Source organism: Mucilaginibacter sp. PAMB04168 (genome assembly GCF_039634365.2).
GTDB lineage: Bacteria > Bacteroidota > Bacteroidia > Sphingobacteriales > Sphingobacteriaceae > Mucilaginibacter.
The window spans coordinates 4,858,962-4,877,530 of record NZ_CP155079.2; the positions used below are offsets into that span (position 1 = coordinate 4,858,962).

Annotated in this window: 8 protein-coding genes; 1 reads left to right on the forward strand and 7 read right to left on the reverse strand. The window is 43.9% G+C overall.

The features are described 5' to 3' along the window. Window positions 1-96: 96 nt before the first annotated feature. Genes ABDD94_RS20525 through ABDD94_RS20555 form a run of 7 tightly spaced genes read right to left on the reverse strand, consistent with a single transcriptional unit; the run spans window position 97 to window position 15,666 of the window. Window positions 97-1,875, reverse strand: a complete 1,779-nt coding sequence (locus ABDD94_RS20525) for a RagB/SusD family nutrient uptake outer membrane protein (RefSeq protein WP_345953795.1) — start codon at window positions 1,873-1,875, stop codon at window positions 97-99. Between the two features lie 22 nt (window positions 1,876-1,897). Beyond that, complete coding sequence (locus ABDD94_RS20530) at window positions 1,898-5,122, reverse strand: SusC/RagA family TonB-linked outer membrane protein (protein WP_345953796.1); 3,225 nt, start codon at window positions 5,120-5,122, stop codon at window positions 1,898-1,900. Between the two features lie 15 nt (window positions 5,123-5,137). After that, a complete protein-coding gene (locus tag ABDD94_RS20535; protein WP_345953797.1) occupies window positions 5,138-6,763 on the reverse strand; it encodes a fasciclin domain-containing protein in 1,626 nt (541 codons plus the stop codon). A 45-nt stretch (window positions 6,764-6,808) separates the two neighbouring features. Beyond that, entirely contained in the window at window positions 6,809-8,524 is a 1,716-nt protein-coding gene (locus ABDD94_RS20540) for a fasciclin domain-containing protein (RefSeq protein WP_345953798.1), read from the reverse strand. 27 nt (window positions 8,525-8,551) lie between these two features. Further along, complete coding sequence (locus ABDD94_RS20545) at window positions 8,552-10,033, reverse strand: RagB/SusD family nutrient uptake outer membrane protein (RefSeq protein WP_345953799.1); 1,482 nt, start codon at window positions 10,031-10,033, stop codon at window positions 8,552-8,554. Between the two features lie 11 nt (window positions 10,034-10,044). After that, window positions 10,045-13,356, reverse strand: a complete 3,312-nt coding sequence (locus tag ABDD94_RS20550) for a SusC/RagA family TonB-linked outer membrane protein (RefSeq protein ID WP_345953800.1) — start codon at window positions 13,354-13,356, stop codon at window positions 10,045-10,047. Between the two features lie 15 nt (window positions 13,357-13,371). Next, on the reverse strand, window positions 13,372-15,666 hold the full coding sequence (locus ABDD94_RS20555) for a fasciclin domain-containing protein (protein WP_345953801.1): 2,295 nt from the start codon (window positions 15,664-15,666) through the stop codon (window positions 13,372-13,374). 370 nt (window positions 15,667-16,036) lie between these two features. Here ABDD94_RS20555 and ABDD94_RS20560 point away from each other — a divergent pair, with 370 nt between their 5' ends. Then, window positions 16,037-18,523: an MG2 domain-containing protein gene (locus ABDD94_RS20560; RefSeq protein WP_345953802.1), complete on the forward strand. Its 2,487-nt coding sequence runs from the start codon at window positions 16,037-16,039 to the stop codon at window positions 18,521-18,523. The last annotated feature ends 46 nt before the right edge of the window (window positions 18,524-18,569 follow it).

Genomic DNA, 18,569 nt, shown 5'->3' on the forward strand with positions numbered 1-18,569 from the left:
ATAATAAGTAATAGGTTAAACTGTATACATGCCTGCTCTAAAACAAAAAAGGCAGCTTCGTTAAAAAATGAAGCTGCCTTTCAAGTGCGTAATAATTTAAAGTTTAAATGGCAGATACAATCCGGCTATACTTGACAGTTTGGACTGTGCAGTAGCGCCAGCAGCAGCATTACCATCGCGGCTCAGTTTGGCAGCCACTTTACTGGCCAAATAGTTAGGATCGTTACGACGAAGGGCTACGCGCAGCAGGTCTCCCCAGCGCTGGCCTTCAAAAGCCAGTTCTGCAGCATCTTCGGCTATAATAGCATCTTCCATACCTGGTACATTTGGAGTCGGCTGATATAGATTGGGATTTAACGCAGGCAAATTAGCGCGGCTGCGTGTGCCTATCTGCCTGTGCCATGGCCCCCTGTAATAAGGAACATCGCCATTACGTGCATCAATATCATAAGGCGCTGGCAAAAGCGTTTGCTGCAGGTTTGTTTTATCGGCCGGTACAGTGCCCGTACCCGGGTATATACTATTATATACTGTGGCGAAACCTACACTGGTTAAAGCATAGGCAACTTGAACCTGATTGTCGCGGCAAGCGGCCTCGGCAAAATGCAGATTAAGCGTGGCAGCGCGGTAAAGCAACCAGCGGCCTTGCTTTTGTAAAATATTGGTAGGTATTAAGGCATTATTGAGGTAGTAATACAACTGTTTAGCAATTACCGGCTGCCCGTTTATGGTTCTTACAGAGATACGGCCACGCGCATCACCGGCAAAGCCGTTACTTTGGGTTTGAGAATTCCAGTTATCAAGAGCCAAGCCTGATGCGGTAAGCAAATAACGCCCACCCTGGTTAGAAAACAAATCGATAAATGGATTTACAGGTGCAAAGTTCCGGTCGAAAGGTATTGTCCATATCCATTCCGAGCTGGTTTCAGTACCTTGCGTAGTAGCTGCAAAAATGCCTCTCCACCCGTTGTTGTTGGTATTATCGTCTATTAAAGTGTTTTCGTCACCTGCTTTGGTATAAGTGATCAAGAAACGGCTATAATTGGGCTTGTACTGCCAGAAGCTGGCGTCGTTAGCACCACCAGCAGCACGGTAGCCGGTCTCGGTCACATATTTATACATGGTAGAAGCTTCTCTGTATCTGCCTCTCCATAAGTACAAATCGCCTAACAAGCAACGTTTATTTACAAAAAACAAGTTGGTTGGGTAGCCATCAACCGTTGTGTTTAATGAGGTATTGGTTGCACCTGTAGCATTGGCAGCCGCATAATCATCAAGATTACGGTTTGCCATTGAAGCTATTAGTTTATCCAGCAGATCATTAAAATTAGTTTTCGGAAACTTGGCTGCATCTTTCAACGCGTCGACCGTAGCCAATGGGTCGGTAACGTAGGGTACGTTACCCCAGTGTATACCCAGTTGCAGGTATAAAAAGGCTCTAACTGCGTTAACGTCAGCATAACGTTCGTCATAATCGCGCTGTGTTAACTTAGCATCCTTCAACATGATATCAAAGTTGGCCAAAGCATCATTACAGTTCATAATAATGCGGTAAAACGGTTTTGGATCGGCCCAGGGGTTATCTTCGGTTACCGTATGCGTGTTCAGCTGCCTCAGGTACTGGTCGGCATTCATTGTAGGGCTCATTAAATCGGCACGCAACTCGTTCAATACAATGTACCGATCGGCGATGCCTTGCAGCTGGCCATAGATACCAATAACCGCTGCATTGGCATCATATACGTTCTGGAAATGATTGGTTATATCTACTTGGTCTTCGGGTTTTACATCAACCAGCTTTTTGCAGGAAAATGCAGTAACCAGGCAACTGGCCAGTAAAATTCTATAAACAAATTTATACGAATATCTTTTCATAATACTTATAAGTCAACTTAAACTATATACCTATGCGCACACCTAATTGTACTGTTCTGAACTGTGGCTCCAGTGTTGTATCCACACCACGCAGCAGCACGTTTTCGCTGGCTGCAAACTCCGGATCATAACCCAAATACTTGGTAAAGGTGATGATGTTGTTACCGGTGGCATAAACCTTAACATATTTAGGGAATCTGGCCTTTCTCAGGTTTACATCGTAGCTTACAGATATAGTACGCAGGCGCAGGTAAGATCCGTCTTCTATCCAACGATCAGAGAATGTTGCATTACCGCTCGGATCACCGTAAGAGGCTCTCGGAATATTGGTAACCTGACCATCGGCTCTCCAACGGTTATTGATAGCTAAAGATTGGTTGTTGAAATTACTTTGCGACTCAATTTGACGACGCGTATAATTGTACAACTGGTTGCCTTTGCTAAAGGTTAACAAAGCGTTTACCGTAAAGCGTTTATATATAACGCCGGTAGTTATACCGCCTACATAATCGGGGTTAGGATTACCAATTACCTGCATATCTTGCGCATCAATAATTTTATCGCCGTTCACATCTACAAAACGAACGTCACCTCCCTGCTGAGCTATCAGGTTACCCTGAGCATCACGGTAAGACATGCCGACAGTAACCGCCTGCGCATTTGTAGTGTAAACACCATTGGTTTTATATCCGTAGAATACTCCGGCAGGCAGGCCAACCTGGGTTAAGATTGTACCGCCGGCATACTGCGTTCTGATTGGAGAAGGCAAGCTGGTGATTTTATTACGGTAAGCAGCAACATTAAAGCCTACATCCCATTTCAGGTCAGCTTTGCTGATAATGCGGCCGTTAACGGATAGCTCTACACCATTGGTACGCATACCGCTGTTGTTAGTAACGGCAAAGGCCAAACCTCCGGCTGTAGTGATTGGTTCACGGGTAATCATGTTGGTAGTGGTGTTTCTGAATACATCAGCCGTAATGCTTAAACGCTCCTGAAAGAACGATGCGTCCACGCCAATGTCCAGTTTTTTACCAACTTCCCATTGCAGGGCAGGATTTCCGATGTTAGCTCTTACTAAACCTTGCAAACCTAAAAGGTTTTGTGATATGTAATACTGGCGGGCAGCATAGTTACCAATGTCATCATTACCGGTTAAGCCGTAGCTAGCTCTTAACTTCAGCATTTCTATAAAGTTAAGATTGGCCATAAATTTTTCTGACGATACCACCCAAGCGGCTGACGCAGATGGCAATAGGGCCATTTTCACACCACCCAACGATATTCCGTCGGCCTCGGTACCGAAGCGGGAAGAGGCATCGGCAGTTAAATTAAAGCCAAAAATGTATTTGTTGTACAACTGGTAATTAGCACTTAAATAATTATTTAACCAGCGGTATTTACCTATATCGCCACCAACGGTACGGCTGGTTGCCACACCGTTACCTACAGTAATCAGCTGATCAATAGCTGAGTTGTAGCTTCTGTCAACATTATAATTACTGGTGAAGTGGGTAAAGCGGGTGCCTAAATAAACACCCAGGGTATGAATTCTGTTAAATGTGCGGTTGTACGAAACATAGGTATCGTTATACAAACTGTATAAACGCTGTGTTTGGCTACCTAAACGACTATCAATTACCATAGTAGCTGTAGTATCGTTAGCTACGCCAGCCCGCGGAATGAAAGTGCTTTCACGAACCTTATCGGTAGTAATACCGATGAGCGTTTGAGCGGCCAGATACCGGCTGATTTGATATTTAAAACTAATGTTACCAAAAAACCGGTAATTGCGGTTAAGCGCACGTGAATTTTGAATAAGCGCAATCGGGTTACCTATGTTAAAAATATCAACATCGGCCAGGTTAGGCGATTGAATACCCGCTGCGTTCACATCATTGGTACGCAGAAAAGGTGATTTGGTTAAACTAAGGAATAATGGATTAGTGGTATTAGACAAACCCTCGTCGCGCAGGTTCTGCTCATTATACTCGAAAGACAAATTGGCCTTTGCAGTAAGCTTACGGCTAATATTTAAATCGGCGTTGAAGCGTGTACCCACTTTGGTTAAATCGGTCATGGGAGAGATGCCCTTGTTACCGGTATAACCTACAGAAAGCACATACCTGGCTATATCATCTCCACCTGATACACGCAGGTTATAGTTTTGGTTATAACCGTTTTTGAATGCTTGTTTTTGCCAGTCGGTATCGTTATGGTAAACGTAATAGTTGGGGCTGCTGGGGTTATCGTTAAAATAAGGTTGTGCCGCAATCTGAGCCGAAGTCAAGTTACTTGTACGCAACAGATCTGACAGATAAGTGCGATAGTCACCAGCTTGCATAATAGGCAAACGGAAGCTGGAAGGAACATAATTATAACCGCTATAAATGCCCAAGTCAATTTTTGTAGCCAGTTCGGGGTTGCTGTTGGTGTTAATTAAAATTACACCATTGGCACCTTTTGTACCATATATACTTGCCGAAGCATCTTTTAATATCGTATAGCTGTCTACATCACGCAGGTCAAGGTTACTGAACGGGTTATGAACATGGCCGCTTATTAACGAACTTCCGTAACGGTAAGTATCGTATATCATACCATCAACTAATACCAGCGGCGCATTGCCGCCAAACAAGGAGTTATAGCCTCTCAAAAACAAATTGGCGCCTACGTTAGGCGTTCCTGAACGGCGTACCACATCCAAGCCGGCTACTTTACCCTGCAAATAACTGTCGGGCGTTTCGAGCGAGGATGTTTCCCACGAGCCAAATGTATTTACAGCCGATACTGCAGTTGACAGCTGACTTTGCGGAACCTGCCCGAACGGCATACGTGCAACATCATAAACTGAACTGTAGGAGCCTTCAAAAAGATAAATATCCGGCAGCACACTACGGCCTTTGATAGGTACTTGTTTTTCCTGGTATCCTTGTCCGCCTACGGTAAGCACAACATCAAGATTAGGCAGGTTTATGGTAAAACGGCCGTTTTCATCACTAATAGCTGATGAGTACAACGGCACACCAATGTTGATACCGGATACCGGCCTTTTGGTGGCTGCATCTTTTATAACACCGCTTATTTTAGGTCCCTTTGCCCTCAAAGTAGAGTCGGCTTTATAACGGGCAATACTATCTGCAAGCCGCACCACTGATACGCTATCTGTTTCCTGCGCATGAGCTTTTACACCTCCTAAAAGGCATAAAAGGAGCAGTAAACCTAATGATTTAGTAAAATTTTGCATAGTTAAGGTTGGTCGTTATTGTAAAATAGGTATCAGTTTTACGTAATCAAAAGTTATGTTATTGTTGTTTGCACCCGTGGCGTTAGCACCCACTACATACATATTTACCGATGTCCGTTTTAACACGTTAAGATTACCCGATGTTAAAGTAATGGTATTGGCTGCCGTTGCTGTTGTGGTTGGATTGCCTCCTGCAATATTGGTAGGCGGGGTAAGCGTACTGGTAGCGCTCCTGTTAGCCGGTGTAGGCAACGGTATTTCTTCGTACTTGGTAAGGCTAACCGGCCCCATGCGTTGTGCCGGAAAGTTTACCACCGCATTAGGCGTAATGGTTCCGTTTGCGCCCAGTACTGCTGCCGTAGTTTGGCCAAAATTGAAACTCTCTACAATATCGGTAGCGGTAGTAAAGACATCATTACTGGCCCGTACAACAATTTTATACTGGCAGGTATACAAATTGTTAAGCTTGTAAGCTGCAAAAAAGTTAGCCGGGAAGTTAGCATTGGTTCCCAGTAAAATATCACGGAACACCTGACCCTGAAGATCGCGGCGGCTACGGTAAAACGTGAACGAATTTGCATCTGTACGTGCAAAAAAGCTCGGATTCTCTCCCTGAATTACAATCGGTGTAATTTTATCGGCAAGGGCAAATGGCATGCTGCTAATTACATACACCATACCGTTGCTGGCGCTGTAACGTTGCACAATAGCAGCTTTGTTAACCGGTATGGGCACGTTATTTACAGACATAAGCCCAGTTGCAGGCAAGTTAGCTTCAGCTATTGCGCCTCTAACAGCAACATCCTTCAATATGTTAAAAGAAGCCAGCATGTTACGTGTAGTATCTGTTGAGTTGGTTACAGTGGCAAAATATTTTACCACTTTATCGAGCTCAGTATTTAAAGCAGCATCCGTTAATACGAAGTAAGTATAAGTACTGTCTTCGTTGGCTAAACTGGCCACCCGTGTAAAGTACTTATTCAGGTTAACTACACCCGTTCCCGGAACCAGAACAGGCTTACCGGTTTTAGGATCATAGCTTTGTATAGTAGCTTTAGATGTGTCGATGAAATTAGTATCCTGCCGTGTAATGTAGTTCCTATGAAGATCGGCCACACCGTTCAAACTTCTGATGAATTCAGAAATATTCATTTTTGGTGGCAGCGCCTTATCAATGGTATGTACTACCCCGTTTTTTACATACTGGTTAGCCACAGTAATATTAGCCTCTTCGACCATGCCGGTGGTAAATGTTAAGTTTTTGCCGCCTAACGTGCGCACCCGTAAGGACGGCTTGGGCGCAGTTGTTAAATACACCTGATTGGCAATATGATTGTTTACAAACACGCGCAGTTTGGCTGTATCACTAACAGTAGCCTGATCAACGCCTTGCAGCGCCTGGTTGGTAGGTGCCCAAACGGTATAGGTTCTTGAACTGGCTAGCAGTTTATCATAACCCAGCCTGGTAAGGTAACCGGCAAAAGTGCTTAGGTTACCATTCTCCTGTATCTGTTGCATTACTGTCTTGTCCAATTGCTGGTCTACAGCTTCGGTGCGATCGTCCCATTGCTTTTTACAAGCGTAAAAAACAGTGGTAAGCAGTAGTATCGCGATTATATATCTATTCTTGAAACTATTCATTCTTCTGATAAATTCGATTAGTGTATAAAATATGACCTTCCTCTACTAAGGTATCAATGCACCGCTTCTGCCCAGTTTCGGACGCAGCTGATTCATATCTACCGGTCTGAACTCAATTGCGTCGAGCAGGAAGGTTCTGGCATCGCCCGATTGTGCTGTTGAGGTAAAGGTGATTTTATGCCGGCCGGTTACCGTTACATTTATAATACCTACCAAACGGCCTACGTGGTTGGCAGCAACAGTTACATCTGATTCTGAATAGTTTTTAAATCCGCGGGCCTCGGCTTGTGCCTCGGTTTCAGTTGTGCTTAATGCATCAGCAGTGTTAACCAGGTTTGGCAAAGTTTGGCCATCAAATGCTACGGGTATGTTTTGGTTATTACCATTGCGTTTAATATCCACCCATACTTTATAACGGCCCCTCACAATTACAGGCGTAGTAAACGTAGCCGATGAAACGTTGGATGCGTTAGCACCGTTTCTGAAGCGGTTACCTATCTGAACCCAATCGTTACCGAAATAGTAATCGGCAGAACCCGGGGTGGCAGGAGTTGTATTGTAAAATAAAGCGTTGTTGTTCATATCTGCCGCACCAAGCAGCGTTACTTCAGAAAGTGCATTGTAAGCAAATACTTTGTTAGTTTGACCCGGTACCCGATAGAAACCAGATCTTCTAATTTCGGGCTGGTCGGCCACATCAAAATAAACCGCTGTAGGGAAACGAACCTTAATTTTATAAGTACCTAAAACCCGGTGCAAAACACCATTGGTAGCCGTTATATCACTATTAGGGCGGTCGAGTGCAAAGCCAGGCTCCAGCACGCCGTTAAAGGTATCGTTGTTCAATAACACAGTTTGCCCGCTTAACTGGCTGGTAGTAATCTCAAGCGGCGCTAAAGTAGCATGTGCTGTTGAGGTAGCAATATCAGACAGGTAAGCCAGCTCAGGCCATACGCGGTAAGCGCAAAACAGCCACAAGCTGTCGGCATGATCTTTAGGATCATTTTTGGTTGAAAATTTAGCTTTAAGCGCATTAAAATCAGCAATGCCACTGGCCCTAAAAGCGCTATCTGTTTCGGCCATTAACGTAAGCAATCTGCGGGTTGGGTTTGTATTGGCTGATGATGCCACATTTAAGGTATCATAAAATCCTGTAGCCTTAAGTGCAGCAGTAAATATGGAATACTTGCTGTTTTGCTCCACCGTTTTAGCCAGCGTTAAATCAGATGGCACCAGCACGTTATCAATAATATGAATGATACCATTGCCTGCACGGATATTGCCGGTGACATAGTTCGCTTGCTTGTTAATTACCACTTTGGTTTCGCCGTTAATGTTACGGGCACCGGTAATTAAGTACTGGCCTGTTTGGGTTGCAGTACGCAGCCGGCCATCTTTAAAGGCACTCGATGTTAAAGTATCGGCTATCAAACTAACCGATACAATCTTCTTTGCTGTTTCGGCATCAATGGCATCAACACTGGCTTTATTGGTTGCCTTAAGGTAGGCATTTACACCAGCGTTGTTAGCTGCAAACAAGGTATACGCCCCGTATGCATCTAAAAAGCTTGCGTACCCGGCTTTATCAATTATTTGCTTAAATAATGAGTAATCGGGGTTTTGGCCCAAATACGTGTACATATTAACCGTACTGCTTGTGGTATACGTAAGCGCTTCGCGTTTACATCCATTTAAACCCATTAGTGCAGTAATACCTAATCCAATTAGCACCAGGTAAACACGTTCGAATATTTTTTTCATAATCTTTTTGCTTTTGCTGTTAAAGAACTATCTGTAAAAAGGGTTCTGAACAAGGTTAGGGTTAAGTTGTATCTCGTTTTGGTAAATAGGCAGGTAATGGTTATTCTTATCACGCAGCTTGTTCAGGGCTGACTGTTGTGCATCGGCCGGTATAACTCTGCTGAGTGCTGATAATAGAATCTCCAAACGTGCATAATTGTTCCGTTTAGCATGGCGCAGCAAGTCAAACCAACGTTTGCCTTCATAAGCCAGTTCAAGTGCACGTTCTTGCAGTACGTAATCATTTAATCCATTAATATCAGTTACTGCAGGTGGCGTAACAGGAGCCGATTTTGGCAAAGCCTTGGCACGGGTACGTATCTGAGCAACCAGGTTCACGGTTTCCTGACCGCGGCCCGAGTTGGCACACGCCTCGGCTTTCATTAGCAATATATCGGCATATCGGTAAAAAATCCAGTGTGCGTAAGAGTTATCGGTAGAGCGCACCGTAGTTGGCGATAGGCCCAGGTACTTGTAAATGTACTGGTCAGACTGGCGTACGGAGGCATCAACACCGCGTATATCCTTAACATTTATCGGGTCAACATCATCTAACCCCCAAAAATTATCTATAACATCAGCCGGCGCTTTGTAACGCAACGGCAGGTTAAACATGGTATAAAAAGGGTTCAGGAACTGGTTGTCAAACTGCAGCTCAAATATTCCTTCAGCCGAGTTGCCTTGTACATACAGTGCATTAAACCAGCCTGCATCGCCCGCAACCAGTGCATACCGGTTTGAGTTGATAATCTTATCACATGCCGTAATACAATCGGCATACTTTTCCATCCACAAGTATACGTCTGCCTGCAGGGCATTTACTGCATATTTGGTTACACGGCCTTTATCAGAAGCTACAGTTCCAAAATTTACCGTTGCATAACCTTCGGCCTTATTTAAATCGGAAACAATCTGATTCAAAATTTCGGCTTGCGAGCTTTTTGATATCTGCCCCAAGTCAGAATCAGACGAAGTTGAGGTTAGTTTAAGCGGCACATCACTAAAGGTACGCGCCAGATAAAAATACAATAGCGCCCGGATGGTTAATGCTTCAGATAAGTAAACGTTCAACTGTTCGCGGCTTAGGGTATTATCGCGCTCAATAACGCCCGGACCAAAATCAAGCACGTTATTGCACAAGTTAATTGCGCGGTAAAAATTATTCCAGTTGGTTATGCTATTGGTAGGCAAAATATTATCGGCCACCATGTTGATATCGTCCTGGCTGGCGTTAAGGCCCGGTATAACCATATCTCCTCTTAGCTCACCCCATATAAAAAATTGTGAGGTAGTGCTACCCATGGCATTGTACAGCGCTACAATTGCAGAAGAAAGCTGTTCTTTAGTTTGCCAGAACTTATCACGTGTGATACCGTCTTGCGGCCGCAATTCCAGGTACTTGTTGCACGAGGTTGCTGATACCGTCATAATGGTAATCAGTATTGCTTTGTATATATTTCTTTTAAACATGTTGCAGTATATTAGAATGATGCTGATAAACCTAAGGTGTAAAGTTTTAATGGCGGCGTAGCGCTGTCATCCTTTGCCAATTGGAATATACCCGTACCTCTCAGTGATACTTCCGGATCCTGACCAGTATATTTGGTGAAGGTGGCCAGGTTTTCTGCTGTTATATAGGCGCTCAAGTTTTTTAGCTTTAAACGGTTTACTAACTTTTTGTTGAAAGTATAGCGTGCTGTAATGGAACGGAAACGCATAAAGGAACCATCCTCCACGTAGCGCGATGAACCTAACCAGTTGTAACCGGTTTGATATACGGCGCGCGGCATGTCGGTTTCATCGCCAGGAGTACGCCATCTTCTGAGTACGGCAGTACTTTGGTTATTAAACGAGTACATATTGGTGGTAAGCATTTTGGTTTGGTTAATAACCTGCCCGCCTGTACGGAATGAGAAGAAAGCATTCAACTTAATACTGCCTCTCCAGGTAATGCTTGGGCCAAAACCACCTGTAAATTTAGGGTTACCGTTACCTAGGTAAACTACGTCCTGGTAGTTAATGTTACCATCGTGGTTGATGTCTTCATAAACGGCATCGCCAGGCTGAAACAGGTAATCGGTAGCCGGATAGTTGAAGCGCATTTGCACCGGTGTACCGTTAGGGCTGATGATCTTATTACCGTTGCCATCACGCGCAATGGTAGACTCAGCATCCTTGTAAACACCGGCAAACTTGTAACCATAAAACGAGCCCAACGGGTTGTTCACCTGCAACAGCTGCAAATAATCTCCGTTTCGGGAAACGTTACCATCCGAGGTTGCATATAAAGGTGATATTTCTTTAACTGCATTTATATTTTGCGATATGTTAAAGTTAAAATCAACTAACCAGTCTCTGGTCTTAATAGGCGTACTCAGGATGTTCAGTTCGTAACCTTGGTTATCAATGGTACCTACGTTGTACGGCAGGTTAGCATAACCGGTTGTACTTGGAAGGTTCAGTTTGTCTACAAATAAATCGCGGGTGCGGTTCTTGTAAAACCCCAGGTCAATGTTAAGCCTTTGTTTAAACAGAATGATGTTTACACCGGCATCGATACCTGTAAGCTGTTCCCAGCGAAGGTTATCCAACTGAATATTGTTAGAATACAAACCGGCCTGGCCTAAGTAACTCGAACCCGTGCTTACATAATTGTTGTAAAATAAGTAAGGGTCTGAAGGTGCACGGCCGCTTCGACCTATACCACCCCTGAAGCTAAACTCATCCAGGAAATTTTCAAACCGCTTCATGAACTTTTCACCTGAAAGGCGGTAACGGGCAGAGATGGAAGGGAACAGACCATAACGCCTGTCGGCACCGAAGTTAGAGTTACCCTCACCACGTAAAGCTACGTTGATAATGTAACGGTCCAGATACTTGTACTGACCGTTAATTAAAGCTGCCACCCACCGGGTTTGTTCAACTCCCGAAGCAAACCCCTTGGTTAAATCGGAGTTGCTTAAGCGGCCCGGAACCGAAGGATCCTGCAGATACGCTGATGCAGTACCGGCAATTAACTGCGATTGGGTTACCGATTTAACATCACTGGTTTGTACAGAGATCAGACCGGTAAATGAATGTTTTTCGTTTAACCGCGGCGTAAAAATCAAGTTGGTTTTTGATGCAACCGAGTAGGTATCGTAATCGGAGCTTCCAGCCCGGTTAACCGAAGTTTCTGTAAACGGACGGCCCGTTGCAATTTGTGGCAAAAAGCGGGTTTGCCTGCCGTTAGAGATATCAAAAACGATATCGCCGTTCAAATTGAGCACATCCGGAATGATGTTGTAAGTTAAGTTAAAGTGCGGGATGATACGGTCGGTTGCTGATGTATTTTTAGCAGCAACGGCCATAGCCAGCGGGTTGTAAAACGTAACTGTATTAGAGTTGGCCGGCGGGCTGTAAGCGCCTTGTATGTTAGAGGCTGGTGAGAAAAAGTTGGGTGTTAATATACCAGCATCGTTATACTCATATACGCTCATGTTAGGCATACGAATGGTTGCAATATTACGTACCGCATCTGAGCCGGTACCGTTATTTGCAGTAGCGTAGTTATAATCGGTAACGTTATGGGCGTAAGAAATATAAGTAGTGAACCTGATTTTGCTTGATACAATGTAATCCAGATTCAAACGGGTGTTTAGACGCGAAAAACCTGTACCCAATGTAGTACCTGTTTGGCCGTTATACCCTACTGATGCAAAGTAACGGGCTTTATCGCCACCACCCGATATGGAAAGGTTGTTATCGGTAAGATAACCGGTGCGGGTAAGCGTTTTTAGCCAGTCGGTATTTTGGCTATAATTTTTAGAGTACGGATCCTGCAAATCATAAGCAAATTCGCGTATGCTGGTAGGCAATGGCACACCAGCCACGTTCATATACATTTCCGGAATAAAAGTAGAATACTGATCGCCGGTAAGCAGCGGTATTGGCGATGGCTGCGCAGACATAGTACCTTTAAAGGTATAGCTAATAATCGGCGGACCTTTCTGGCCACGCTTGGTTGTAATAATTAAAACACCGTTAGCAGCCTGCGCACCCCAAACTGCCGTGGCGGCAGCATCTTTAAGTATCGATATATCTTTAATGTCAGACGGAGCAATACTCAACAAGTCGGCATATTGGGTTTGATCTGCCGTGCTAAAGTTAAAGCCATTGGGGATAGTAGTTTGAAATGGCACACCATCAACCACAATAAGCGGGTTGGTATTACCATTCAGCGTGGATGTACCCCTGATTTTGATAGACATACCAGCACCCGGGTCACCTGAGTTGGCAATGATATCCACACCGGGTAAACGGCCTTGTATAGCCTGGTCAATACTAGTGGCCTGCAATTCTTCCACATCCTTTGCATTTAAGGTAACGGTGGAGGTGGTTTGGTCGCGCTTATCAATCACTAAGCCGGTACCATTGTTAACCGGCGGGCGGGCAGTTACCACAACATCGGTTAGTGCGCGCGCGTTTGATTCCAGCGTAACGTTAATTATACGGCGGGTACCTATTTCTAAAGTACGGCTTTTATAGCCGATGGTGGATATCACTATCTTGTGTGATACATCAGTTACTTTGAGTACAAAGTTACCGTCAATATCTGTAGCCTGACCGCTGATGGTACGGCCGTCTTTGTCCTGTTCAACAACAGTGGCACCAACAACAGGCAATTTATCTCTCGAGTCGGTAACCCGTCCCTTGATCAAAATCTTTTCGGCTGTTTGGGCATGTACATTTATTACAGTAACCAAGCAACATGCTAATACTGTAAAAAAAATAGCATTATAAATATTTCTCATGTGTAAAGCCAGGTCTTAATAAGTGTATTGTAAATAGTTATTAATTAGGTGAAACAGTGTACGGTTACCGAGGTAATTACTGGTTATTTGGCCAGGAGTGTTGCTGCTGCTTGCCGGTAACACCGTAGCCGAACGCCCAAAATTATCCTGAATCCGTAAGTTGTTGGGCTGGTTAAATACAGATACGTTTACCACGTTACCGTTACCATCGCGCAGCACAGTTGGTTGTGCTGTTCCGTTAGGAGATTTTTTACCATCGGGCGCAATGGTTAAGCCATTAATGATGTGATATAAAATAAACCTGGATACCTTGTCTTTATCGGTTGATAAACTTGGGGTAAAATTGGGCACACCTGTAGCTATGGTACCCGGTAAAATACCGTCTCGCACAGCTTGTGAAATGGCTGCATTAGTTGGTATAAGTACGGTGTAGCTTGCGCCTACAGTTAAGCCAGTAATATCCTGAGTTACCGCATTGTAGATTTGAGAATTTTTAAGGTATTGATAAAATGCATAATAAGGTGAAGAGCTGTTATCTGCATTGTTGAATAAAATTTCCTGCGGAATCGTTTTCTCAGGATAAAACAGCAACCCGTTATTGTCTAAATAATATACTTTGCCATTAACGTAAGGTTTTGAATCAACCGCTCTGAAGGTAAGCCCTTTCTCTACCGTGCCGCCTGATGATATTATATTATTATCCCAGCGTATATACTCGCCGTTAACCGTTTCTATTATACCGTTTCCGGATAAATTATCCAGTTCATTATTAGGCGTTGGCACAATGCTTAGCTGTAATATTCTCAACAATTGATCGCGCACGCCGTTACCAGTGGTTGTTGCGCCATTAGACGTATAGCTGTATGTTGTTGTAGCAGCATCGTAGTTGTACCCGGCTGCACGTAATGCCGCATCAGGCATCATGAATATGGTATATTTTAAATTTGGATTAGATACAACAGTACGCAAACCGTTATTAAGCAGCGTAGTCATAATAGAATAGTTGCGTGGATCAAGATAAGCCCTGGCAAAAACAGTACTGAACACGTTGGTTCTTTGCGGCTGATTGGTACCGTAGAATATACCGTTGCTGCAAAATTTCCTGTCTATAATGTCGGTATTCAAATTAAACCGGGCCGGCTCGTTAAGAAAGTTGGCCGTAGCCGTAAACTTTGAAGGCCATACTGTAGTTTGGAACAAGTGCGCATTTAGCAGATCGGTAACAATGTTCGGCGGCAATGTATTAACCAAAGCATCAATCTCGGCGTTGCTTAACTGCTGATTAGGCGTGGTTTTAAAAAACTCAAGCACTACATCATTCAGATATTTATAAAGCACATCGTTAGTAGGTATGAACATCGTATACCCGTCAGATTGAGCATCGTTTTCCTGCGTTTTCAGGAAGTTTTCGTTATTAGGCGAAAAAGCCAGCGTTGGGCTATAAAACTTAACATATACGTTGTTTGACTTACCGGTAAGGATACGGTAACGATTGTTAATATCGTTGCTGGTTGCATAGGTAACCATAAACCTTTCCAGTATACGCTTGTACAGGCTATACTGAGGGTTACTGGCCAGTTGGTCTTCCAGGTTTGGTAATGGCAGCACCACGCGGTCAATCTCGTGTATTACACCGTTTTCAGCTAAAATGTCTCTGCTTAATACCTGCGCATCAACCACATTGAAGCCGTTATAAGTACTGTTTGGAAAAAAGTACTTGTAATCACTCTCGGTAAGGTTGCGAGCCGTCATGTAAGTCGAATAGAAATACGGGATGTGCTTATTGTTGTTATCATTAAGCAGGTATGAGCCGTTACGGTTGCTGCTTAAAAGTGTAGTGTTTGCACCGTCGGGGCCAGTACCGGTATAAAAACCATCGTAATATGCGGTACGGCGTTTGTAAGCTGCATTAGCCACCCAACCTACTGGTTGCGCAGTTGACTGAAAATCAGCTATGTGATTGGTTTGAAAAGCGTTATATACCAGGCAGTAAGTAACAATCTTACGCGCAGTAACAGAATCCATTGCAGCAAGTGAGGTATTCTTTTCAGAAAAATACTTCTGAAAAGCGGCATCGTTAGGTGCAAAAAGTGTCCAGTAACCCGCGTTGCTTAAGGTATTTTTATAGCCCGATTTATCAATGACAGCCAGTAAGGTAGTAAAGTTTCCCTTCGAAGCCAGCACTTGATAAATAGGAGGCGCCAGGTTTTCAGGACGTTCGTAAAATTCCTCCTTTTCTTTCCGACAGCTCCCGAAAAAAACAACAGCACAAAATAAAACAGATAAATTTTTGAGTAATTTATACATCATAAAGAATCTAATTACAGTTAGATTTAATTAATTGGAATGTGGTATAAAGCATGAGCGGTTAGAGAAGCTAACCGCTTGTAATTAAGTGTCAAACTGACGTATGAAAATCAGCTGTGCACAAAGCCATGAAGTTGGTAAGTAAAAGTTTTTCCATATTTTGGGTTTAATAATTGGTATTGATACTACAGTATACGATATTAGCGGGGAGGTATACGATATTATCAGTCAATAAAATTATTGACTTAATGTTGACAAACCATCCTGCACTATCCTTGATTTCCGATTTTTACAAAATTGATTAAGCGAAACTTGTTTAAATTGCCATATCAATAACCAATAAACCCTTCTTTTAAAAGAAAATTAATTTCACGTGAAAAGAATTATCAACTGTGTTGCCTTTGCACTGCTATGGGTAACTGTCCTGCCTGTGTTTGCACAAAACCAAGGGCCTCAAAAGGAGGTAAAACTGTTTTTTGAAAAAGTTTACCTGCATACAGACAGGCAACTTTATGCCCCTGGAGACGATATTTGGTTTAAAGCTTACCTGCTAAATGCACAAACTAACCAACCGCTAAACACCAGCAAAAACCTTTATGTTGAGCTTATTACCCCGGCCAACAAAATAGCTGCCCGCGAAATTATTGCTCTGACAGAAGGCTTGGGCAAAGGCGACTTTAAACTGCGCGATTCCTTAGCAGCAGGCAGCTACCGGCTCAGGGCTTATACCAATTGGATGCGCAACTTTGGCGATAACTTTGTGTTTGAAAAACCTATAACAATTATCAGTACAAACAGCCCTGCTAAAACCACCACCCAGGCAACAGGTACAGCTCGCATCCAGTTTTTGCCCGAAGGCGGCTCACTGGTAGAAGGTTTAGGATCTATAATAGCAGTTAAGGCCGAAATGCAGAACGGGCAGGGCGTAGGTTTGCGGGGTGCAATCTTATCATCACAGGGCGATACGGTTGCGCATTTTAGTACCGACAGCCTGGGTATGGGTCTATTTACCCTGCTGCCATTTGCCGGCCAGACCTATCAGGTTAAGATACTTAATGGCATGCAGGTGTTACCGCCGGTTTTTCCTAAACCGCTAAGCAGCGGGCTTACTTTAAAGGTGTTGCGAAAAGATACCGCTACATACGCTGTTATTACCTGTAATGAAAAGGCTATACCTATATATACAGCCCAAACCTTAACGCTTAAGGCCCGCAGCTTTGGCCGGCTTACCTACCAGCAAAGCTTTCAGCTCAAAGGCAACACGGCTGTAATTGCTATTCCTTCCGGCCAGTTACCAGCTGGCATTGCCAGCCTTACCTTGTATGACGGCGAACAAAAACCTAACTGCGAAAGGCTAATGTATATTGATAACAAACAAAACGCCAACCTTATGATTAAAACCGATAAACCAGATTACACAAAGCGTGAAAAGGTGGTTTTAGACATTAACACAACTGACAACCAAGGCCATTCAGTACCGACTCATTTTTCGTTAACAGCAGTTGATGCAACCACCGTACCGGCTGATGAAAGTAATATTATAGCTTACTTAATGCTGCAATCAGAACTTAGAGGTACTATTAAACACGCTGCCCGTTATTTTGATACCACCAATGTACAGCGCCAAAAACAGCTCGACTTACTCCTGCTAACCCACGGCTGGCGCGACTTTATATGGAAACGCCTGGCTGATACCACCCTGCGCATAGCCTATATTCCTGAACAGGGCATCAGTTTATCAGGGTCCGTTAAACTGCCTAAACAAGGCACACCAATAACAGGCGCCAACATAACACTAATTGCACCTAAAGCAGTTAACGGCAGGTTGTTTTCGGCGCAAACCAACGCCCAGGGCAAGTACTTTTTCGACAACATGCAACTGTATGGCTCACAAAGCTTAAGGCTAAATGCCAAGGATATTAAGGGTAAGTCAATCGGCCTTATTTCCTTAGACTCCTTAAATGCCAATTATCCGGATATTAAGAACACATCTCCGGATTTAAACAGCCCTGCGGTTACTGCAACTAAGGCCGAGGCCCTGCTTAAGCAAGCAACGCTAACTAAGCAACGCAGCCTGAGCGATACCCTGATACGGCTAAAAGAAGTTGAAGTAAAAAACAAGCCCAAACAAGTTTTGCGCGACCGTACCATTACCGATTTTGGTTACAAAGATGAAGTGCTTACCGTTACCAAAGATGATTACAGGTACAATACCCTGCGCGACTATATCCAGTTTGCTTCTAAGCAAGCACGCGTAGATGCCAGCTCCAATCGACTTTATTTTATGGCCGATGGCCAAAAAGTTCCGCCACGTATTGTACTGAATAATCGGGAAGCCATGTTTTCAGAGAATGACCCGGATGACGTGATCGACCTGATATCGAACTCTTATTACGATTTGCCTGTAACCGCCATTGAAAAGGTTGTTATAAAGAAAGCAATTGGCGGCCCCTCTTTATTAGTTGCAAATACCGAAGGCTCTGCCGCTACTGCCGCCGCACTCCGGCCGGCAGGTGCCAGTGCATCGTCTTTAAACTTAGGCGTGGTTTTTATCATTTACATCACCCTTAAACCCCAAGCGCTAAGATCGCCTGAACCAGGCGCTATGCAGGCCGCAGTAAATGGCTATTACGAAGCGCGTACTTTTTACAGCCCCGCCTATAATCCATCGGTTCCGGACAGCCGTCAAGACTTACGGGCTACCTTACATTGGGAGCCCAACGGCAATACTAATGCAAGCGGCCATAGCGCCATAACTTTTTTTAATACCGACAACAAAACAACCGTACGGGTAATAGTACAAGGGATAACCAGTACCGGCATACCAGTGGCAGCTGTAAAAACTTACACTGTTAAATAAGAAAAGGGAGCCAGGCTCCCTTTTCTTATTTGATTTTCTCAACCGT